General features: G+C 47.6%; 16 protein-coding genes. 5 read left to right on the top strand and 11 right to left on the bottom strand.

Features of this window, described 5'->3' with window-relative positions; all coding sequences use genetic code 11:
* Positions 1–129: 129 nt before the first annotated feature.
* Complete coding sequence (locus LQ567_RS18435; protein ID WP_231006976.1) at positions 130–516, bottom strand: c-type cytochrome; 387 nt, start codon at positions 514–516, stop codon at positions 130–132.
* Between the two features lie 163 nt (positions 517–679).
* Between LQ567_RS18435 and LQ567_RS18430 the strand changes: the two genes are divergently transcribed.
* The 3 genes from LQ567_RS18430 to LQ567_RS18420 all read left to right on the top strand — a co-directional run bounded on the left by LQ567_RS18430 (position 680) and on the right by LQ567_RS18420 (position 3,464).
* Positions 680–1,705 carry a 2-oxoacid:ferredoxin oxidoreductase subunit beta gene (locus LQ567_RS18430; protein WP_231006975.1) on the top strand — a complete coding sequence of 342 codons (1,026 nt, stop codon included), beginning with the start codon at positions 680–682 and terminating at the stop codon, positions 1,703–1,705.
* A gap of 174 nt (positions 1,706–1,879) precedes the next feature.
* A complete protein-coding gene (locus LQ567_RS18425; protein ID WP_231006974.1) occupies positions 1,880–2,698 on the top strand; it encodes a class I SAM-dependent methyltransferase in 819 nt (272 codons plus the stop codon).
* A gap of 157 nt (positions 2,699–2,855) precedes the next feature.
* Positions 2,856–3,464: an L-threonylcarbamoyladenylate synthase gene (locus LQ567_RS18420; protein WP_231006973.1), complete on the top strand. Its 609-nt coding sequence runs from the start codon at positions 2,856–2,858 to the stop codon at positions 3,462–3,464.
* 141 nt (positions 3,465–3,605) lie between these two features.
* On the opposite strand, the gene LQ567_RS18415 is transcribed toward LQ567_RS18420, so the two are convergent.
* The 7 genes from LQ567_RS18415 to LQ567_RS18385 form a co-directional block, all read right to left on the bottom strand.
* Positions 3,606–6,704, bottom strand: coding sequence for an efflux RND transporter permease subunit (locus LQ567_RS18415; RefSeq protein ID WP_231006972.1), 3,099 nt, complete (start codon positions 6,702–6,704; stop codon positions 3,606–3,608).
* A gap of 52 nt (positions 6,705–6,756) precedes the next feature.
* A complete protein-coding gene (locus tag LQ567_RS18410) occupies positions 6,757–7,848 on the bottom strand; it encodes an efflux RND transporter periplasmic adaptor subunit (protein WP_231006971.1) in 1,092 nt (363 codons plus the stop codon).
* A 2-nt stretch (positions 7,849–7,850) separates the two neighbouring features.
* Positions 7,851–9,092: a TolC family protein gene (locus LQ567_RS18405; protein ID WP_231006970.1), complete on the bottom strand. Its 1,242-nt coding sequence runs from the start codon at positions 9,090–9,092 to the stop codon at positions 7,851–7,853.
* 189 nt (positions 9,093–9,281) lie between these two features.
* Positions 9,282–10,643: a sensor histidine kinase gene (locus LQ567_RS18400; protein ID WP_231006969.1), complete on the bottom strand. Its 1,362-nt coding sequence runs from the start codon at positions 10,641–10,643 to the stop codon at positions 9,282–9,284.
* Positions 10,644–11,318, bottom strand: coding sequence for a response regulator transcription factor (locus LQ567_RS18395; RefSeq protein WP_231006968.1), 675 nt, complete (start codon positions 11,316–11,318; stop codon positions 10,644–10,646). It lies immediately after the preceding gene.
* Positions 11,319–11,529: 211 nt separating this feature from the next.
* A complete protein-coding gene (uxuA, locus tag LQ567_RS18390; RefSeq protein ID WP_231006967.1) occupies positions 11,530–12,708 on the bottom strand; it encodes a mannonate dehydratase in 1,179 nt (392 codons plus the stop codon).
* Between the two features lie 46 nt (positions 12,709–12,754).
* Entirely contained in the window at positions 12,755–13,792 is a 1,038-nt protein-coding gene (locus LQ567_RS18385; protein WP_231006966.1) for a LacI family DNA-binding transcriptional regulator, read from the bottom strand.
* A 282-nt stretch (positions 13,793–14,074) separates the two neighbouring features.
* Between LQ567_RS18385 and LQ567_RS18380 the strand changes: the two genes are divergently transcribed.
* Both LQ567_RS18380 and LQ567_RS18375 read left to right on the top strand, forming a co-directional pair.
* A complete protein-coding gene (locus LQ567_RS18380) occupies positions 14,075–15,499 on the top strand; it encodes a pectate lyase family protein (protein ID WP_231006965.1) in 1,425 nt (474 codons plus the stop codon).
* Positions 15,496–16,614 carry a pectinesterase family protein gene (locus LQ567_RS18375; RefSeq protein ID WP_231006964.1) on the top strand — a complete coding sequence of 373 codons (1,119 nt, stop codon included), beginning with the start codon at positions 15,496–15,498 and terminating at the stop codon, positions 16,612–16,614. Before LQ567_RS18380 ends, LQ567_RS18375 begins: the two co-directional genes overlap by 4 nt.
* A gap of 122 nt (positions 16,615–16,736) precedes the next feature.
* Here the strand turns inward: LQ567_RS18375 and LQ567_RS18370 are convergent, their stop codons facing one another.
* The 3 genes from LQ567_RS18370 to LQ567_RS18360 all read right to left on the bottom strand — a co-directional run bounded on the left by LQ567_RS18370 (position 16,737) and on the right by LQ567_RS18360 (position 22,789).
* Positions 16,737–18,656, bottom strand: coding sequence for a DUF3857 domain-containing transglutaminase family protein (locus LQ567_RS18370; protein WP_231006963.1), 1,920 nt, complete (start codon positions 18,654–18,656; stop codon positions 16,737–16,739).
* The gene (locus tag LQ567_RS18365) at positions 18,656–20,677 is read right to left on the bottom strand and encodes a DUF3857 domain-containing protein (RefSeq protein ID WP_231006962.1); all 2,022 of its coding nucleotides are present in this window, start codon (positions 20,675–20,677) and stop codon (positions 18,656–18,658) included. The genes LQ567_RS18370 and LQ567_RS18365 overlap by 1 nt, the downstream gene beginning before the upstream one ends.
* Positions 20,678–20,995: 318 nt before the next feature.
* Positions 20,996–22,789 carry an acyl-CoA dehydrogenase family protein gene (locus tag LQ567_RS18360; RefSeq protein ID WP_231006961.1) on the bottom strand — a complete coding sequence of 598 codons (1,794 nt, stop codon included), beginning with the start codon at positions 22,787–22,789 and terminating at the stop codon, positions 20,996–20,998.
* Between the last annotated feature and the right edge of the window lie 189 nt (positions 22,790–22,978).

The following is a 22,978-nucleotide window of genomic DNA, read 5'->3' as shown; positions in this document are numbered from 1 at the left end:
AATGTTCACCGCAGGGCCGCAGTATAACCGGGGCAGATCAACGGCCCTGCAGGCACACCGGAAAGGATTGGGCAATACCTCTCCTGCGATTTCTTCCTGCGAAGCAATAATCCTATTCGCTAAGGAGCACTAATGCTCCGGGTAGGCATCTCCCTTATGACAGGTGTTGCAGGTAACAGTATTTAAATAAGCGGGATGGATCACCGAATCTGTACGGAAATAATTTTTGTTGATGTCAATCGTCATCCGCAGCATGTTACGGGCCACTTCTTTGGCGGGGTTCTCATCGGAGGCAAAATCCAGCCGGTCCGAATCTTTTCGCTTTGCATGACAAAAACTGCATTTTACGCCCAAGGCCTTATTATACGATTCCATTATACTGTCCAGACGTTCATGCGTAATATCCGGGGGCAGCACTTTCAGGTTATGCGGCGGACGGTACAGCGAATACGATGTACCCGCCATAATGGTTAAAAGAATAAACGTAAATGCAATAGAAATCTTTTTATATCTCATAAAATAAGTTTTTACAAATAAATGACAACTCCCCGCAATTTAGGAAAAATCAACAGAAACAAGGGTTTGAAGGCACAACCACATGTTAACAGTCGTTCGTTATCAAGAGAACAGCCGTTCCAATCCCCCAGAATGATTAACTTTGCAACCTATTTTTAAGATCATGTCCGAAGTTTTAACTCCCGCCTTAACAGCCAAGGATTTTGCAACCGACCAGGAAGTACGCTGGTGTCCCGGCTGTGGCGATTATTCTATATTAGCGCAGGTGCAACGTGTGATGCCGGGTTTGGGTATTCCTAAAGAAAATATTGTGTTCATCTCCGGTATTGGCTGCAGCAGCCGTTTCCCTTATTACATGAACACGTACGGCATGCACTCGATCCATGGCCGTGCCACAGCCATCGCGTCGGGGCTTAAAGCCACACGTCCGGAACTGAGCGTTTGGATCGTTACCGGCGACGGAGATGCGCTCAGCATCGGTGGTAACCATACCATTCATTTATTAAGAAGGAATTTTGATGTAAATATCCTGTTGTTCAATAACCAGATCTATGGGTTAACCAAGGGACAGTACTCCCCTACATCAGAAGAAAATAAGGTTACCAAATCCACTCCATTTGGTAGTATCGACCATCCGTTCAATCCCCTGGCACTGGCGATGGGCGCCGATGCCAGCTTTGTAGCGCGTACCATGGACCGCGATCCCAAACACCTTCAGGCGATGCTGACACGTACCCACCAGCATAAGGGCGCTTCTTTCCTGGAAATCTACCAGAACTGCAATATCTTCAATGACGGGGCTTTTGAAGTGTTCACAGAGAAAAGCTCCAAAGCAGAAGAAACCCTTTTTGCAGAACATGGCAAGCCGTTGATCTTTGGCGCCGAAGGCAAAAAAGGCATCCGCCTGGATGGATTTAAACCGCAGGTGGTTACCCTGGGCGAAGGATACAGCGCAGATGATCTTTGGATACACGACGAAAAAGACATTTTTAAAGCACAACTCCTTACCCGTATTTTCGACAACCCGGCACTGGAAGGGCACCTGCCCCGGCCATTTGGGGTGTTTTATGAAGCAGACCGTCCTTGTTATGAAGAAATGATGGCCCTGCAGCTGGAAGACGCCAGGGCCCGGAAAACGCCAGACCTGGATGCCCTGCTGCGCGGTAAAGAAGTGTGGACCATACAATAGGAAGGAGGAATAAGCACCATTAACCGTAACAGTAAAAGCAGCGATCCCGTTGCTGCTTTATGACCCGTGGTTTCACGGTATTACCTTTCCTTTCTTCATTCCAGCGTTCATACACTTCACGGCAATTCCGGTCATTCTGTATTTTACATTGAATATTTCGTATTTTACATTCCTATGGATCCTGTCAAAGACTATCTGGCCATTAATAAAGCTTCCTGGAACAATAAGGTGCGGTTTCACCTGGAATCGGAGTTTTATGATGTAAAGGGCTTTATCAACGGAGCCTCATCCCTGAATGATATTGAGCTGAACCTGCTGGGTGATGTGGCCGGCAAGCGCATCCTGCACCTGCAGTGCCACTTTGGGCAGGACTCCATTTCGCTGGCCCGCATGGGTGCGCAGGTTACCGGCATTGATCTTTCTGACAAAGCCATTGAGGCGGCCAATGACCTGGCAGCCAAAACCCATACGGAAGCACGTTTTATCTGCTGCGATCTTTATGATCTTCCCAATCATCTGAACGAAACATTCGACATTGTTTTTACCAGCTATGGAACCATTGGCTGGCTGCCGGATCTGAACCGTTGGGCATCCGTTATTTCAACCTTCCTGAAACCCAGTGGCCGGTTTGTATTTGCCGAGTTTCACCCGGTGGTGTGGATGTTCGACGATGATTTTGCTAAAATAGGCTATAACTACTTTAACACCGGCGCCATCAGCGAAGTCAACAACGGTACGTATGCCGACCGGGATGCGGATATGCACCAGGAGTATGTAATGTGGAACCATGGTACGGCCGAGGTACTCACCGGCCTTCTTCAAAACGGGCTTAAGCTTACCGCGTTTGAGGAGTTTGATTATTCTCCCTATAATTGTTTCCGGCAAACAGAAACAATAGCGCCCAAAAAATACCGCATTCAGCACCTGGGGAATAAGATCCCCATGGTATTTGCGTTAACGGCCGTGAAGGTTGCCGCATCCTCCGGAATTTAAAATGCTGAATGTGGAATGTTAACGTAAAAGGAACTTACGGGCCGGGAATAATGATCCCCAAACCATATCCTGTCGCTCCTTCTATATTTAAAATTCTATATTTTAAATTTTATCTTTCTACCGCAAACCTGTCCGATATTTGCAGTATAATCGAAATATGCTTATCCCCATCCATCCCAAAGATCCCCAGCCCCGTTTGATCAAACAGGTAGCCGATACCCTGCGAGAAGGGGGAATCGTTATTTATCCTACCGATACCATCTACGGTTTGGGTTGCGATATTTTCCAGACCAAGGCCATTGAGCGTATCGCCTGGATCAAAAAAATTGACCCGAAAAAGGCGCAGTTCTCTTTTGTTTGTGCAGACCTGAGCCATCTCAGTGATTTTGCCAAACAGATCTCCAACAGCACCTTCCGGTTACTAAAGGAATATCTTCCCGGGCCTTATACCTTTATCCTGGAGGCCAGCAAACAGGTGCCCAAAATTCTGCACAGTAAAAAAAATACCGTGGGTATCCGGGTTCCTGACAATAAGATCACCCAGGCCCTGATCCGGGAATTGGGACATCCTATTTTAAGCACCACGCTTCCCGGTGAGCTGGTAGAAGAATATACAGACCCGGAAATCATTCACGAACATTACCAGAACCTTGTTGACATCGTTATTGATGGCGGCATTGGTGGCATGATTCCGTCTACCATCATCGATTGCACCGGCGCGGAAAATGTACTGGTGCGGAAGGGTCTTGGAGAGTGGGAGGAGTAGCCGGATAGCTGTCGCAAAAATCTTCTGCCCTGTGATACCGAACTTATTTCCTATCGGAAATGAGCGATCAATAGATGCTGAAATAAGCTCAGTATGACGTTACGTTGTAACGCACTTCTGAAACTGTTTCCCCGTGCGCGTTCAGGTGATCTGTTCCTTTTTTGTGCGGTTAAACACCCAGAAAATAATGGGAAAGATCAGCAGGGTTAATACCGTAGCGGTGATCAGTCCTCCGATGATCACGATCGCCAGCGGCTTCTGGGATTCGGAGCCGATGCCGGTTGAAAGCGCCGCCGGCAACAAGCCGATCGAAGCCATCAGCGCCGTCATTACCACAGGTCTTGTGCGCACTTTTACCCCCTGCAGGATGGCATAATTCAACGGCATGTTCAATTTTATATTGTTATGAAATTCTGAAATCAGGATTACGCCGTTCTGAATACAAATACCAAATAACGCAATAAAGCCTACACCTGCTGAAATTCCAAAATTCATATGGGTAAGGTGCAGGGCGATGATACCGCCGATCAATGCAAACGGAACATTGGCCAGCACCAGGAGCGAGTCTTTCATATTTCCAAAAAGGATAAACAGCAAAAAGAAAATCATAAGGATACTTACCGGAACCACCTGCCCCAGGCGATGTGAGGCCCGTACCTGGTTCTCGAATTGCCCCGTCCAGCCGATGCTATAGCCATCCGGCAATGCAATGCCGGCTACCCTTTTTTGCGCATCGGCAATGGTGCTGCCCAAATCGCGGTCGCGAATGGAAAATTTAACCCCGATGTACCGTTTAATATTATCGCGGTATATAAATGCCGCACCGTTGTCCCTGGTAATATCGCTGATCTCCTTCAATGGGATCTTGGTGCCGTCCTGGCTGGGTACCATCAACCGGGCGATATCGTCCTCATTTCTGCGGTACTCGGATGCATAGCGCAGGCGAATATCAAATTTCCGCTCACCCTCGTACATTTCGGATGCGGTCTTCCCGCCAAACGCCATTTCCAGTACCGCCTGCGCGTCGGCCGGCTGTACCCCATAGGCGGCCATCTTATTCCGGTCCAGCACCACACTTACTTCGGGTTGGCCGATGTTTTTAATGATACCCGGCTCCTTTACACCCGGTACTGTTTTGATCTGCTCCAGTACCTGGCTTGCAAGGCCGTCCAGTGTCTGGAGGTCATCTCCATAGATCTTGATCCCGTTCTCGGCCTTAAAACCGGCCACCGCCTCCGCCACATTATCTGAAATCGGTTGCGAATAATTAAAGGTGATCCCCTGGAATTTTTTCAGCCTTTGATCCATTTCTTCAATCAGTTCGTCCATGGTTATTTTCCGTTTCCACGCATCTTTGGGCTTCAGGTTTACGGCAAACTGCACAAACCCAAAGCCGTTCGGATCGGTTCCGTCATTGCTTCTTCCGGTTTGAGAAAGCACACCTATTACCTCCGGGAAACTGCGGATTACATTTTTTAACGCATCTGTTGTTTCCATCGATTCGCGCAGTGAGGTGCTCATGGGCATTTCGGCCGTTACCCATAACGACCCTTCATTTAACTGCGGAAGAAATTCCGTTCCCAGGAATTTTCCGGAAAACAGGGTCAGCACCAGGAAGGCAAGTGCCACAATCAAACTGAGGCGCTTATTACGGAACGTTGCCCGGAATCCCTTTTCTACAACCCGGTCCCAAAAGCGTACGAAGACATTGTGTTGCTCTCTTACATTTTTGTTCAGCAACATATGCGAAAGCACCGGAACCAGGGTAAGCGTAAATAACAGCGCTCCCATCAGCGCAAATCCCAGGGTGTATGCCAATGGCGAAAACATTTTTCCCTCCACCTTCTGAAAAGAAAAAATGGGCAGCAAAGAAGTAATGATGATCAGCTTCGAAAAAAAGATCGCCTTGCCCAAACCGGTTCCCGTTTGGCGGATCCAGCCTGCCTTGGCCAGCTTATTGAATTTTTCCATACCATACTTCCGGGCCTTATGGTCGAGCATTACAAACACCCCCTCCACCATAACCACAGCCCCATCGATAATGATTCCAAAATCAACCGCACCCAGGGAAAGCAGGTTGGCGCTCATGCCCGCCATTTTTAAACAGAAAAACGCAAAAAGCAACGACAAGGGAATAATGATCGACACGATCAGCGTGGTACGCCAATCCGCCATAAAAAGAAAAACGATCACGGTAACAAATACGACCCCTTCTACCAGGTTGTGCAACACCGTATGCGTGGTAAAATCCATCAGGTTGTCCCGGTCGTAGAAGGTAACCAGTTTCACATCTTTAGGAAGTGTTTTTGTATTAAGCTCATTTATTTTTGCTTTTACACCATCGAGCACTTCCCGCGGGTTTTCACCCTTGCGCATGACCACAATGCCCTGCACCACATCAGACACACTATCCAGGCCCGCCTGGCCTACACGAGGCAGCGAGCTTTCACGTACATCGGCAATATTTTTAACCAGGATAGGATTCCCGTTGTCTGTCTGAATCGTAACATTCCCGATCTCGTCGGGGTTCTTAAGTAACCCGATACCCCGCACTACGTATGACTGGCCGTTTTTCTCGATCACATCACCCCCAACGTTCAGGTTGCTCTTTGCCACCGCATCATATACCTGCAACGGGGTAAGGTTATACTTGTCCAGCTTACGCGGATCAATACTCAGTTCAAACACCTTATCCTGCCCTCCAAATACGTTGATGTCTGCAACCCCCGGTACACCCCGCAACGCCCGGTCTACCACCCAGGTCTGCAGCGTCAGCAGGTCTCTCGAATCTCTTTTAGCACTTTTTAAAATATACCGGAAGATCTCTCCTGTAGGACCATATGGTGGCTGTACTTCCGGCTCCGCCCCCTCCGGAAGGCGCACCGTCCGCAACTGGTTGTTTACCTGGTTACGGGCGATCAGGTCTTCCACCCCGTCATCAAAAATGATCTTTACAATCGACAGCCCAAACATTGTTGTGCTCCGCACACTGGCTTTTTTTTGCACCGGGCTCATGGCCAGCTCGATCGGCGTGGTTACAAAACGCTCCACTTCTTCTGCGCTCCTCCCGCTCCATTGGGTGATGATCACGATCTGGGTGTTGGTCACATCCGGGAAGGCCTCAATAGGCATACTCCTGAAACTGATCAAACCTGCAATGGCCAGGATACCTACCCATACAAATGTGAATACCTTATTCTTCAGCGAGAAAGTAATGATACTTTTTATAAACCTGTTCATGCGTGCTCGTATTTATTCGATAATTTCACTCAAGGTTTTTCCGGCGGTCCGTTTACTGATCATTGAGCGAGCGGTAAATCATCAGCTGGTTATTGGTTACCACCCGGTCGCCCTCTTCTAAACCTTCGGAGATATAGGTGATGGCGCCGGTTTGCTGTAAAATCTTTACTTCCCGCACCTTAAGATTGCTTTGAGAAAGGAACTGCACCACATAATTTTTATTGTTGTCAAAAATGATTGCGGGTGAGGGCACAGCAATGGCATTGCTATCCTGTGTATTGAACACCTTTATGGTAGCCTTACTTTCCGGTATCAACAGGCCCCGCACATTATCCAGTACCACTCTTGCCTGCATGGCATTGGTTTGCGGATCGATGATCTTAAAGATCTTATCAATTTTTCCATAGAATTTTTTATCGGGATAACTCAACGTGGCCACCTCTGCCTTCATCCCTAACCCGATCTTATCAATATCGGCCTCATTCACGTTCACCATCGCCCATACATTGGAAGTATTGGCTACATCAAAAATATTATCGGACCGGTCGCTTCGTAACTGCATGTCTTTATTAATATTCTTCTGTACGATATACCCGCTGATAGGTGCCACCACTGCATAAATATTGCCATTGCGGATATTATAAATAGTGCCCACAGCTTCCGCTCTTTTCAGCTGGTCACGCGCCTTTGTAAGCTGGCTTTGCGCTTCCAGCACCTCCTTTTCCGTGCTCAGCTTTCCCTCATACATTTCCTGTGCCACACGCAAGTTATTTTGGGCCACGGCAAGGTCTGTTTTTGCATCGCTGATATCTTTTTGCATACCGGCCATTTCGGTGCTTCGTATGGTAGCCAGCACCTGTCCCTTATGCACAAAGTCGCCCAACTCCACGTTCACGCTGATCACATTGCCCCCCACCAGCGGGTATACATCGATGTAATTATTTTTATCGGCCGAAATCTTACCAAAAAAATTCATTTCCGTTTCAATGGGTTGCCTGTGCACCGTTTCAGTTGTGGTGGAGCGCATCATTACTTCGCTGAGCTCAAAACCCTTTATAATATTTTGTTGCTTTTCGTTTTCTTTTTGCCCGCAGGATAACAACAGAAGCACTCCCAGTGCCGGCAGTATCGGTACCCGATTCATTCTTAAAATATTTTTGATTGTGTTAAGCGATTCAATTCCTGTGCGGCGATCATCAGCTGCTTTTTCATCTCGTACAATTGAAGAATGGTTTGCCGGTAGCTGTCCATAAAATCGGTAAAATCAACCAGGGTCACATTCCCTTTCCTGAAATTGGTCATCATTCCTGCATGCACGGCCTGCAGGTTTTGCAGGTCTTCCGCGTTAATTGCAGCATATTGTTCATACTGGTTCTGCCAGGTTTGATAAGCCAGCTCTACGGAAGTTTCGAGATCCAGTTTTTTCATATCACTATTCGCCTGGCTTTCCTTTACCTGGTATTGCGCCTTGGTAACATTCCCTTTATTTCGTTTCCAAAGCGGTATGGGAATGCCAACGGTAAAATTCACTTCATTCCTGAAAGCACCGCCCAGCTGGTCCCATTCTCCACCCAGGGTAAGATCCGGCACGTTTTGCGAACGCTGCCAGTTTACATTTACCTTACTGGCTTCTACATTCTTTAAAGAATAGCGATAGCCTGCATTATGAGCCAACGCCTGTTGTTTGATCGTATCCAGGGAAATTATCGGTCGTTTTGCCAGCAGGGCACTATCTTCTTCGTTGGTAATTGCGGTATGAATGTTCTCCTGTAAGCCGGTAAAGGTTTTCAACAGCTGCTGCTGCTGAAGTATGGTATTTACGATCCCGATCTTATCATTATTGAGCTGTACAACCATGGCCTGCAGCCTCACCTGTTCTTTCAGCGACGTGTTGCCCTTTACCGTTTGCACTTTAAACGCATCCAGCAACCCCGCCATATAGGCGAGTTGTGTGTTTATATCGATGAGCTTTTTCTCCTCGTAATGCAGGGTGTAATAGCTTTCATACAGGCGGGCCTTCAATTCCGCCAGCAGCTGATCAAATTCCAGCAAGGCCAGCTCCCGGTTACTACGGGCATACGCCACTTCATATTTCTTCTTTCCACCAAGGTACAGGAGTTGCTGAACAGACAGGCTGTTTGCCTTGCTTAAATCAAAGGCCTTATGTGCTTCCGGGTTGTACAAGTTGGTTTGAAACCCCGCCTGGGGCAACTCCCAGATCTTTGCCTGCGCAATATCCGCATCCGCCTGGCTGATATTATATTGCTGTGCCAGCAGTGCTAAATTACTCCTCATAAACATGGCTTCGCAGGCCTCCAGGGTCATTTTCTCCTGTCCGAATCCCGGAATTCCGGCTATCAATCCTGCAAAAAATAATACGGCTCTCATACCTGATCTGTTTCAAGGCAAAATTGAAACACAGGTCTTAAAACCACCTTAAGTTCAGCTTAAAATCAGCTTAAAAATGAGCGGCCGGTTTTCAGCCATGCGTATTTTTTTATCAGTTGTATTTTCAGCGATGCGGTAAGTTGAAGACTGAAGGCTAAATGCCGAAGGCCGAATGCTGAGCGCTGAAGGCTATAAGGGTAACCGGACCCGGAAAATATTCTGATCGGGCGCAGCCGGCAGGTAACGGATCTGTCCCTTGTGGTAATCGATGATACGCTTTACGATCGGTAATCCCAGTCCCGATCCGGACAGGTGTTGTGCATTGCTGCCCCTCATAAACGGCTCAAAAAGCCGCTGCTGCTCTTCTTCCCGGAGCAGGGGCCCATGGCTGCAAACATCCACCTCCACCCATTCATCCGTTTCCCTGATGGTGACCGTTACCTGTGAAGTAACAGCATATGCCGCCGCATTTTTCAACAGGTTTATAAAAACAATTTCCAGCAATGACCGGATACCTTTTATAAGGAGCACTGGTTCTTTTGCATCCTCCGTAACAATGGTAAAGTCCATCTTCAGTTCCGGGTACTGCGTAAATACCTGCTCGTACGCATTAAAGACCACCTCATCAATGCGCTCTGCTTCATAAATGCTGCTAATATTGTCTTTATCAAACTTTGAAAGCAGCAGCAGGGACCTTGTCAAGTCCGAAAGCTGGTGCACGTCGTTAATAATATTGGCAACAGTAGTACCCATTTGTTCCGGTTGCGCCTCCTGGTATTTCAGATTTTCGAGCTGAAAAGCAATGCGGGTTAGCGGGGTGCGGATTTCATGTGCGGCACTGGATGTAAAATCCTTTTGTGATTGAAATACATCATTAATACGCCGCATCACGGTATTAAAGGAGCGGGCCAGTACGGTAATTTCATCGTTGGTTCCTTTTTCGGGCACCGGTTCTGTAATATTGTGCGCGGTGATATCCGTTATCTGTTGCGTTAACTGATCCAGCGGGCGCAGTAATTTCCGCACAAAGAAATAACTGCTGAGCCATACCACAGCTGTACTGATTATATAGGTAAGCAACAGGATATAACCCAGAAAGCGAAGCTTGGAGCGCCCGTTAATGTCTTCTGCGCTGGTTAATATATAAAACTGCTGATCATCGATTTTTATCAGCACACCGAAATATTCGGGGGTGGTATTTTCTACATAGATTTCATTTTTCAGGTCCAGTTCTCTTAACAGGTTTGCATCCCAGGAAACACTTTCATCCTTTACGGTACTATACAGCAGTTTTTTATCCTGGTTAAAGATCAGGATCTCTTCTTTGTACAAGCCATCATCCGATTCACTTAAAAACTGCGGTACACCTTTTATAAAATCGGGTGTTTTTGCAATAAAATGGGCAGTGACCATCGACTTGTCCTTCAGATTTTGACGGAACTCGTCGCGCCTGAAATCATAAAAGGCGTAATAGATGATTACCATCAGTACGCCAAAAAGCAATGAATAAGCAATGCTCCAGCTAAGCGCTATCCTTCTTTTTAATGTCATTTAAACCGGTTTCAGGTAATAGCCAAAACCCGGGCGGGTATGAATGAGCTTTACATCAAACTGCTTATCAATTTTTTTTCTTAAGAAGTTAATATACACTTCTATTGTATTGTGGGTGGTTTGGAACTGGTTTTGCCACACCTCATCCGATATGTATTGCTTGGAAAGGGTTCTTCCGTTTGCCTTTGCCAGCAGTACCAGCAGCTGAAATTCTTTTTGGGTCAGTTGAATTTCCTGCCCGCCTCTGAAAACCTTGTACTCTTCCGGGTAAATTTCAAGATCCTCTATCACAATACGGGTGCTGTTTTCCTTTTGGGCAGCAATGCGCAGCCGGGAATGGATGCGTAATAAAAGCTCCTCCAGCACAAAAGGTTTTACCAGGTAATCATCCGCATTCCGGAGAAAGGCTTCTTTTTTTTCCAGGATATCATCATAGGCCGATATTACAATGATGGGCGTTCCGGCGTCCTGTTCGCGTATTTTTTTACAAACATCCAGCCCGTTAACCAATGGCACATTGATATCGAGGATATATATATCAAATTTTTCCCTAAACGCCCGCTCCAGAAATGTTTTTCCATCTGCCGCCGCCACACAATCTATTGCATGGGCGTTGAGATAGAATAAGATCTCTGAGGACAAAACGCTGTCGTCTTCCAGTAAAAAAGCTCTCATACCTTGTTGCTGAAGGTACAACAATCGGCCGTAACGGCTGAAAACAGTGATAAACCGCAGCGCTCCGGGTGACGCGGTTGCCTTGAACGGTGCCATGAAGCCGCCGGTGTTCTTTTATTTAAGGTGCCTGTGCATATCACGAATATCCGGCCATCGTAAAAAGAGCCCTTCCCGGAATCCGGAAAAGGCTCTTCAAAAAAATCAACTCCGCTTAAATGCTGCGCTGGATCCCCAGCTCAAGACCCCGCAGTTCTGCCAGGCCTCTCAGGCGCCCAATTGCCGAATAGCCGGGATAGGTCGTCTTTTTCAGGTCGTCCAGCATTTGGTGTCCATGGTCCGGGCGCATATGGATGGATACGCCTCTGCGGCGCATCGTTGTTACAATTTCCTTTACCACGGCATACATATCTACATCACCATCCAGGTGATCGGCCTCAAAAAAGTTACCGGCTTCATCTCTTTTTGTACTGCGCAGGTGCAGGAAATGAATATGATCACCCAGGCGCGCTACCATTCCCGCCAGGTCGTTATCGGCACGCACACCATAAGAACCGGTGCAAAAACAAAGGCCGTTGGCCGGGGATGGGGCGGCGTTGATCAATTCCAGTGCATCGGCTTCCGTACTAACGATCCTGGGCAGTCCCAGAATAGGAAAAGGCGGATCATCCGGATGGATCGCCATTTTTAAACCCGCCGCTTCCGCTACAGGAACTACCTGCTGCAGAAAATAAAATAAATGTTGCTTTAATTTTTGTGCATCAATCGCTTCATAGGTTTTTAATGCTTTCAGGATCTCTTCCTCCGTAAACCGTTCCTCACTTCCCGGCAGCCCCAACAGCGTATTGCGATACAGGGTTTCTTTGTCGGCTTCGCTTAATTTTTCAAGACAGTTTTTTGCACTTTCCAGTTCGGCCGCGGTATAGTCTGCTGTTGCTCCCGGACGCTTCAGCAGGAATACATCAAATGCAATAAATGCCGCCTTTTCAAAACGGAGCGCCTTGCTTCCGTCTGCAACCGTATAGTGAATATCTGTGCGCATCCAGTCAAGGATCGGCATAAAGTTATACGTTACCACCTGCAAACCGCAGGCCGCCACATTGCGGAGACTTTGCTTGTAATTTTCGATGTATTGTTCAAAATCACCGCTCTGCTTTTTTATATCCTCATGTACCGGCAGGCTTTCAATTACTTCCCAGGTAAGTCCGGCCGCTTCTACTTCCTGTTTGCGCTTATTGATCTCATCGATTTCCCAGATGGCGCCCACAGGTATATGGTGAAGGGCCGTAACCACACCGGTACAGCCGGATTGTTTTATATCACTCAAACTAACAGGATCATTTGGGCCATACCAGCGCATGGTATGGATCATGGCATTTTGCGTTTGTTTCATGCTCTTTTATCGTTTAGAAATACTGATTCGCCCAAAAATAAGCGATTTATGAATGTGCGGGCGCACTACTTTTTCGTGTAATGATGCGGGTTGACAATACTTGCTTGGTAAAACTGGTTACCGGGCGTTTGCTTTCAATATCCGCCAGCAGCAGTTTGGCAGCCACACTGCCCATTTCCACAGAAGGCTGATAAATCACCGAAAGGGCCGGGTCTAGCAATTCGGAATTGTTGAAATTGGAAAAGCCCATCAACCCGATTTCTTCGGGGACGCGCACCTGTTTTCGCTTCAGGATCCGGAGCGTTTTTAAGGATAGGGTATCTGATAAGGTCAGTAACGCGTCGGGCCGGTTCTTCATATCCAGCAAGGATGTAATTACCTTTTCGATCTCACGGTCGTCCGACCCGCCGGCAGCGCAAAACTGGACCCATTTCCCATCCTGCTCCAACTCCAGCTCTTCAAAGGCTTTCATACAGCCATCGATACGTTCCCTGGATATGGAGAGATTTCTGTTATTGGCGATCAATGCAATTTTTTTATACCCACTTTTCGCCAGGTGTTGAACGGCATTATAGGCGCCGGTAAAATTATCCGCTGTTACCTTATGTGTTTCAATATGCTCTGCTATGCGGTCGATAAAAACGATCGGAACGCCCTGCTCAATCATCTCTTCAAACAACGAATAATCCGTTGTACCGGCAGCCAGTGAAACGATCAGTCCGTCAATCGACCGCGAGGTAAGGTCGTTTATGATCATCTGCTCCCGCTCCGCCGAATCCTTACTTTGGGTAATGATCACATTATATCCTTTTTCGTTGGCAACCGACTCAATACCACCGATGATCTGGCTGAAATAGTTATTGGCGATATCTGCAACAATCACCCCGATTGACCGGGATTTGCCTTTGCGCAGACTTAACGCCGCAAGATTGGGACGGTATTTATTCTCATTGGCATAATCCCTTACCTTCTTTTTTGTTTCCTCGCTGATCTCATAACTATCCCGCAATGCCCTTGAAACCGTGGAGGCAGATAGTCCAAGTGCCCTGGCAATATCCTTTATTGTAATGGCATTGAGTTTCATATATCCATATCTTATCAGTAAGCGAATATACTCTATATTATACAATCGTTGCCGGCAACGATTGCGTAAATTACCGCACGGCAAACAGATCTCCCCGTTTGAAATAGTCCTACCTTGTATCCGTTTCGGCTTGCACTCCGGACCATACCGGCTGCCATGTTCCAGGCTTTCGGGATCTGAAGCATTGCATCGACATATGAAAAAAGAAAATTTTTTAATGGTCGAAAAGACGGTATCGCCGGATGTTCCCGTTCGGGATATCGTTACAAAACTGTTGAGGATATGTATCGTTTATTAACGCTTATTTTTACCGTTACCGTACTCTGTAGCGCCGGCCAGGAAAACAGCAGCTCCAAAAGCGGTCCGGTCATTGCTTTTCCGGGTGCGGAAGGTTTTGGAAAATATACCACCGGCGGCAGGGGCGGCCGTGTGTACCTGGTTACCCATTTAAATGATGAAGGAGATGGAAGCCTGCGCAAAGCTGTTAGCTCCGATGAACCCCGGATTATTGTGTTCCGGGTTTCGGGTACCATTCATTTAAAAAGCCGGCTGAATATCAAAGGCCACAAGACCATAGCGGGACAAACTGCGCCCGGCGGAGGTATTTGCCTGGCCGATCAGCCGGTTGTTTTGGCCGGCGATCAAATCATTATCCGGTTCTTGCGCTTCCGGATGGGGGACCGGTATCAAAATAAGGGCATGCAGGATGGAGGGGGTTCCGATGATGCCCTTGGAGCCTCGGGCCGCAGCAACATCATTATTGACCATTGCAGTATGAGCTGGAGCACGGATGAAGTGTGCTCTGTTTACAGGGGAGACAGCACCACCCTGCAGTGGAATATACTGTCCGAGCCGTTGAATTATTCGTATCATTTTGAAGAAGGCGATCAAGATTTCGAGCGCCACGGTTACGGTGGTATCTGGGGCGGCGCACATTTCAGCGCACATCACAATCTTTTTGCCCACTGCAACAGTCGCAATCCGCGGTTCAACGGGGCCCGGCTGGGTGCCATTGCAGAGCTGGCAGACTTTCAGAACAATGTGATCTACAACTGGGGTGGTAATAATATTTACGGCGGTGAAGGAGGCGCTTATAACATCGTAAACAATTATTTCAAATACGGCCCCGCAACCAAAACTTCCGTAAGATACCAGATCGTAAATCCCAATAAGGAAGAAAAAAAACAGATTCCCTTTGGCCATTATTATGTAGCCGGTAATTATGTAGATGGCGCCCCGGATATAACCAGCAATAACTACAAGGGTATCCGCATGGGCAATAACGGAACGGATACAGATAAGGAAACCGCGGTTGTGGCCCGTGCCTTCAACACGGTTGTATTGCCCCGCCAACTTGCGGTGGATGCATATGATGCAGTGCTGGAGCAGGCTGGGGCCATATTGCCTGAAAGAGATACTCTGGATCGGCGCATCATTAATAACGTAAGGCACCGGACGGGAATGTTGATTGATGTTCAGGGAAACTATCCTCACGGAACCCCCTATGAAAAAACGGTAACCGCCTGGCCGTTCTTAAAGCCGGGGCAGGCGCCGGCGGACACAGATCTGGATGGAATACCGGACGATTGGGAAAAAGCGCATGCCTTAAACCCCGATGATAAACGGGATGCAACCGCCCTTACGCTGGATACGCAGTATTCAAATATTGAAGTATACATTAATGATCTTGTAACCTACAAACGATGAAAAAGCGGATGATGCCTATTGTACAAAGCCCGGGGCCCGGAAGATCGCCGGACCTGACCACTATATTTACGGACCGGCTGCCAAACAAAGTATGTATGAAGGTTATCGTTATCATATTCCTGCTATTTGCTTATACCGCTATTCCTGCAAGGGGTCAAACCGCAAACCCCGAAAAGTATCAATACGTTTTTACCGTGGCCCAGGATGGCAGCGGCAACTTCACAAAAATCCAGGATGCCATCCGGGCTATGCGCGGGTATCCCCTGGCCCCCATAACACTCTACATCCGCAATGGCGTTTATAATGAAAAGATCGAACTGCCTGCGAACAATACCGATGTTACATTTATCGGGGAAAGTGTAGACAGCACGATTATCACCTATGCTGATTATTCCGGTAAGGGTTCACTGACCACCTTTACATCCTATACCGCCAAGATATCGGGCAACCGGTTCATTGCAGAAAATATCACCTTTGTAAATGCGGCAGGGCCTGTAGGCCAGGCTCTGGCATTGTACGTAGATGCAGACCAGGCCCTTTTTAAGAACTGCCGGTTTATTGGCAACCAGGATACCATTTTCAACGGGGGCGAAACAGCACGGCAATTTTTTTGGAACTGTTATATTGAAGGTACCACAGATTTTATTTTTGGCCCGGCAACGGCCCTTTACAGCCATTGTATTATTAAAGCCAAAGCCAATTCCTATATTACTGCGGCCAGCACTACAAAAGGGAAAGCGTTTGGACTGGTGTTTACTCATTGCCGGATCCTGGCAGAACCCGGCGTAAAAAAACTGTTCCTGGGCAGACCCTGGCGGGCATACGCTAAAACGGTATTCATTCATTGCGAAATGCCCGCGGCCATCGCTCCGGAAGGATGGCATAACTGGAGCAACCCCGATAACGAAAAAACAGTGTATTACGGAGAGTACGGCAGCCAGGGACCGGGCTCCTCAGCCTCTAAACGGGTGTCCTGGGCCCGGAATATTGGGGCTGTAGCAGCAACGCTTTATACACCGGAACAAGTCTTTGCTACCTGCAGCCCACAACTCCCGGCAGCAACCACCTGGTATAAAAATATTCAGCCTGCGGCTTTTAAATGGCCCGTTAAATAGACAGACCACTTCACCGAAAAAACCGGCTGTCAAAACACACCTGTTCTGTGTAAAGCAGTAACACTTGCTGTACCCGGCAGCGCTACTCACCATAAGATAAACGCAGCAAGGATCGCACCGGATTACTCTCCTTTTTTTACCAACACCATTCGCGAGCGGTCGGCGGCATAGATGGTATTGTAAAATGCCGCCATTTTTTTATAGTCACTGGCGGGAAAGCGGCCGCTGTTGCGTTCGTAGCGGCGGGTCATGCGAATCGTATCCCCATTTAGTTCAAACCGGATCTCATATACACCAAATACATTTTCTGTTTTTACCGATTTTGGCATCGATTCTACCGTATAGCCTTGCGGGATCCGGATCGAAACGCTGTCTGTTATTTTGAAACCATACGGATAAATGATCGCCTCCTTTCGCTGCTCATCATCAGACAGCTTGCGGGTACTACCCGTTAAAACATTGGGTGCTATAAACAGGCGTTTCCCGGTAATGGTTGCATAATTTTTTGATACCAGTTGTACTTTTTCAGTAATAACCGGAACCGTATTACTGCCGGCTTCCCGGTAAGCAAAAGCGTTGATTTCATAATTGGGGAGCGAAAAATGATTGCGCAATCTTTTTTGCTGCTCCTCGTCTGAAAGACCATGCACCACACCGTGCAGATCGTCCTGCAACAACCCGGTGCAGCGGGTTACAACCGCAGCATCTAATGTACCGGCGGCATCCAGCTGCGCATTAATTACCCGGTACTGGGTGTTTTCCTCCTGGCGGTAAGCAGGGGTGCGCACCAGCCGGCTGCCCGCATCATCGATCAGCAGAGCTTCCCTGTCGCCGGTAAAGCTTCCCATATAACCCGGAGAAACGGTTTGACTGGTGCACTCCAGCCACGTAGAATCCCGGGCACCGGGTACACAAACAATTACATGGTTGAACTGGTTGGAGGGAAAGTCGCTTACAATATCTTTATCTTCTGTTCCGGCGGTGATCAGTGCCGAATATGCTTTGATACCAGCTTCCTTTAGCAGGGCCACCATATAGTTCGACAAGGCCTTACAATCGCCGTATTTTTTTTCGGCCACATAGGTGGCATCCAGCGGCTGCCACCCGCCTATGCCCAACTGGATGCTGATATAACGCGAGTTCTGCTGCAAATAGCGATAGAGCGTGTCAATTTTCTCCTGCTGGGTTTTCAATCCTGAGGTCAGCTCCCGCACTTTTGCTTTCATACCGGCCGGCAGCACATCGCGGCCTGCGTAGAGTGCCGTCATAAATTTTCCAAACTGCTGCCAGCTGTCCATGTTTCCCTTATACCCTCCGATCTCAAAATCAGAAGGGGCTGTTAATACCCGGGTCACCAGCTGGTTCCATTCCGGTGCAAATGCTTCCTCCTCGCGCGCCGGCACCAGACCCAGTTCCCAGGAGCAAATCTTTGTATTCTTGAGCTCCTTTGCCTGTGGCATGCCGGCATAGTGAAACATCTTATAGCGCAGGTTATAATCTTTAGGCGTTTCAAAACTAAGCCGGCTACTTTCAACCGAAATCTTCGGACCGCTCTGCGGCATCCATTCCGGAAAATAAAACACCCCGTTCAGTTCCATCTCCATATCATATTCGATGGTGTACGGATACTCTTTATAATAAAAATTATGGTATTTATACCGCCCGTCTGTGATCAGGCTGGAGCCATCCGTTCCGCTTCCATCCTGGATATCCTTCTTTTTTACCGATCGTAATTTCTTTCCTGCTGCATTATAAAGCGTACCGGAAATATCATTGATCAGGTGAAACTTATCATAGCCAACAACCAGGGCTGCATATTCGTCCGCCGCCTCATTGAGAACGGTGTATACATAGTGCCTGCGGTAGATCGCTTTGCCGATGCCCCGTACTTCTATGGTCATTTCATCCAGGCGCTTAACAAGGTCTGCCTTTTTTAACAGGGCCTCCGGTATAGCACTTACCGGGTATGCTGCCCTTGCCCATACTGGCCATACCGCCGCAATAAGAAAAATGAAAACGCTCCTGCAAATAGCCTCTTTCATCACTGTTTAATTTTTTTTAATACCACCTGTTCACCGTGTTTTTTTGCAATATGCCCAAAAAAGTCCCGCAATGTCTGGTAATCCTCCGCCTGAAAAACAGCCTTTTTGATATCGATCTTGCTTTGAAGCATCAGCCGTCCTCCGGAGGAACTGATGATGTATTCAAAGGTGCCCTCGTGATCGTTAAGCAGCACCCGGGTCGATTTGGGCAGCTCATCTACTTCATATCCTTTAGGCAACTCCATATTGAGCACAAATATCTGGTACATGGTAAACGGCATTTCCACCGGGTATTTCCGTACCGCGGAAGTAAAAGGATTGGTCTTTATCGCTTCGCCGAACATCGGGTTCAGATAGATCATATCTTCCCCGCCGGTGTCAAAACTCATTTTATATTTCACGGTAACCGGGAAGTCAAATTTTTTCAATGAATCGATCTCGGTATCAAAAAATTTCATCGGGAAGGAATAGCCTTTTTCTGTTTCTTTAAAATAGTCCTCCATATCCTTTGTTGCCAGTTGATCCCGTATCTGGTATGATTCTACATACCCCGGGGTACTGCTGAAAGAACCTTCCAGTCCTTTACCATCTTCTTTATTCATCAGGAACAGCAGGGTTGTTTTTTGTTCGCGCAACGAATCCGCATCAAAGTTTACATTTCTCGGTGCGGTGCTCACCACAAAACCCGGACCGTTATAACATTCAACCGGTAATCTTCCAAAGCCCAAACGGGGTCGTGTGGCATCCAGGTAATACGGCCTCCCATCTACCCGCGCCCCGCAGATCACATAATTGTACCGCTCCAGCAACGGATAAAACGGATTGGCCCAACCATGGTTCCGGGTGCTTAGCAATACCGGGTCTGCTGTAATTCCCCGCTGCTTTAACATCGCAATCAGCAGCATATTGATCTCTGCAGCCGTTCCGCTTTTTTTCCGGTATACGTCTTTTAAAGTGGTTTGATCAGAAATGTAAAACCCGTTCGACTGGGTGGCTGTAAAATGATCTCTTACGTACGTATACACCGCCTTCACCGTTTCAAGGTTACTGGCTCCGGCCGGTACCATATCTTTTACCACATCTCCCAGCCAGTAATTGGGCCGCGTAATCTCGGCTCCAAAATTTTCATGTTTTAACAGCTGTTCACTGGCCGTGGTCCAGTTTCCCATGATGTCTTTTGCCGGCGAATTGGGGAACCGGTACTGGGAGAGCTGAAACTCAATTTTTGAATTATGGTTATGAATGGAGGAAGTAAACGGCTCTTCTTTTAATGCCGGCACATCAGTTGCCGTCCAGGTAGTTTGTGTTTCATAGCCCGAAAGCGAATAATGCTCTGTAGCCTGCGTTCCGCTTGATTCGGATACTGACCAGTTTTTAAAGACATCCTTTTTGGTACTTTTCAGCGGCACATAACCCTGGGATAAAAATACATACTGGAAGAACTCGGGAATGTTTACGGTATATTGTGTAAACAGCCGCGGGTAACTGTCCTGGAACTCCCAGGGCCGGAGATTGAATAAAAACTCCGATTCAATCGTATAGGTATATTCCAGAATGGATCCTTCCTTCAGGTTCGGAAATGTGAATTTCCGCGCAGTCCAGTGACGGTTGAGTTTTTCCTTAAAAACATTTGCGGCCTCCAGTTTGGTTTGCTGTACGGTGCCGTTCTCCAGGTTATAGGTAATCCCCTTTATGTCGGTCAGTTTTTCCTCGCTTTCGGGAGATACATATAACTCAATAGATACATTACCCGCATCAAAGCCTTTCTCATCCAGTATTTTGATACGCGTAGTACGTTTATGAATCAGCGAAAACCATCCTTTGTTATTTCCTTCAATCCGGGAGCTGCCAATATCAGCCAGTACCACGGCACTGGTATTGGAATCGACCACAGGCGACTTGATCGTAAAATCAGCGGCCGTAACCTTACCAAATTTAAAATTGGCCCCATCCTGGGCATGAACGGTACGAAATAAAAAAAATGTCAAAAACAGCAGTACGGAAAATAAAGTAGTTCTCATAATAGTTAAAATCCAGCAGCAAATATAAAAGCTCTGTCAAAAATGGAAAAATTTTTAACGGCAAAGACTGTTGCAGGGTATGGCCGGGCATAACAAAAGTAGCATTAAAGGTTGCATTGCAACCTCGCGCACAACCGTTAGTTTAGGTCAAAATATCCTCTGTAAACATTATTTATATATGTGGCGAATTTGTTATACTGTTTACCTGTATACCCGGGTAAGCTCCGGATGTATCTTTAAAAGCAACCAACAGCTCTGATAACATTCCATAAAAAAACGGGGCAGCGCCCCGGTTTCTCAATGTTCATACGGAGGGTATTAAAAATAGTAATAGCCAGTGTTAATTACCTTGTCTGCAATGCGGCGGCGCGCTTCCTTGCTGTTAAAAGGCTGGGCCTTGGTAAACCGCTTCAGTCCCATCAGGATCATGCGTTGCTCATCCCCTTCTGCAAACCCGTTGATGGCATCCTTACCCGCTTTGTTGATCTTGTCGGCGGCGTCATACAGGTACACCCGGGTCATGTCTGCATAATCAGCTGCCGCGGCTTCTCCTTTGGCCGCAGCGGTTTTTATGGTGCGTAGTAACATGCTTTCTGCATGAAATACCTCCATAGCCATATCAGCAATATGCATCAGGATCTCCTGTTCACTTTCAATTTTCATCATCAGTTTTTGTGCAGCCGCTCCGGCCACCATCAGGATCGCCTTTTTAAGATTTGCGATCAGTTTCCGTTCTTCTGCAAACGGCGTTTCGTCTTCGCCTCCAAAATCCGGTATACTCATCAATTCCTTCTGCACTTCCATTGCCGGCCCCATGAGGTTAAGGCGCCCCTGCATCGCGCGTTTCAGCGTCATATCCAGGATCAGCAACCGGTTGATCTCGTTGGTACCCTCATAAATCCGGTTGATCCGGCTATCGCGGTAGGCCCTGGAAATATTGTATTCCGCGCTAAAGCCGTTGCCCCCATGGATCTGTACCCCTTCATCCACTACAAAGTCCAGCAGTTCGCTTCCAAAAACTTTTAACATCGCACATTCAATGGCATATTCTTCTGCCGCGCCCAGCAATGCTTCATTAAAGGGTTTGCCCTCATCGACCAGTTTTTGTTCAAACCGGTCGATCCATTTCGCCGTACGGTACAATGCCGATTCAGCGGCAAACATGCCAATCGCCATTTCCGCTAACTTGTGCTTGATAGCACCGAAATTACTGATCGGCTGCTTAAACTGTTCGCGTGTTTTTGCATATTCCAACGATGTATTAAAGGCCTTGCGCGCACCGCCCAACGCCGCCGCACAAAGCTTCAGACGTCCGATGTTTAATATATTAAAGGCGATCTTATGACCCTTTCCGATCTCACCCAGTACATTTTCAACAGGTACTTTTGCATCCTGGAAATATAACTGTACGGTGGAAGACCCCTTGATCCCCATTTTCTGTTCTTCCGGTCCCTGGGTAAACCCTTCCATGCCCCGCTCTACAATAAAACCGGTAAACTTATCGCCGTCTACTTTGGCAAAAACGGTATATACATCGGCAAAGCCGCCATTGGTGATCCAGCATTTCTGCCCGTTCAGCAAATAATACTTACCGTCATCACTTAGTTTGGCGGTGGTTTTAGCGCTTAGCGCATCGCTGCCGCTATTGGGTTCAGTAAGCCCGTAGGCGCCGGTCCACTCACCGGTGATCAGTTTGGGAATATATTTTTGTTTCTGCTCAGGATTTCCGAAATACAGGATGGGCAGGGTTCCGATACCGGTATGTGCCGCAATAGCTACGGAAAAAGAATGTCCTGCACCCAGGTATTCATTGATAATGGTGGAGGTTACAAAATCCTTTCCAAGTCCACCATATTCTTCCGGGAACGAAGTTGCCAACAGCCCCTGTTCCCCGGCTTTTTGAACCAGCGATTTCATCAGTCCCGGTTCCATACTGTCAATACGGTCCAGGTTGGGCCATACCTCTGCTTCCAGGAACTGGTTGCACAGGTCGCGTATCATTAACTGCTCTTCATCAAATTCGTTGGCAATAAATGTTCCGGCCGGCTCCTGTTCTTTTATCAGCCATTCGGCACCGTGGGTAATTGTTTCGTTGTTTACAGCAGCATCCATTGTTTTTGTTTTTTAAGTTTTTTAATACTTGGGGCTTTCACCGTTCGTGCATTCCCCGGCTATTGTTCCGCACCTTTCAGGCCAGGTACCTTCCGGTACTGCCGCCCTCCGGGCGCCACCTTCCAGGTTGCGGCAGCCCATCGGCTGTGGAATAAGGACCAGCTGTTTGGCTAAATGCTGAAAGCCTCC

This window comes from Niabella pedocola (assembly GCF_021044425.1).
Classification (GTDB): domain Bacteria; phylum Bacteroidota; class Bacteroidia; order Chitinophagales; family Chitinophagaceae; genus Niabella; species Niabella pedocola.
This window is presented reverse-complemented; position numbering and strand designations above follow the sequence as displayed.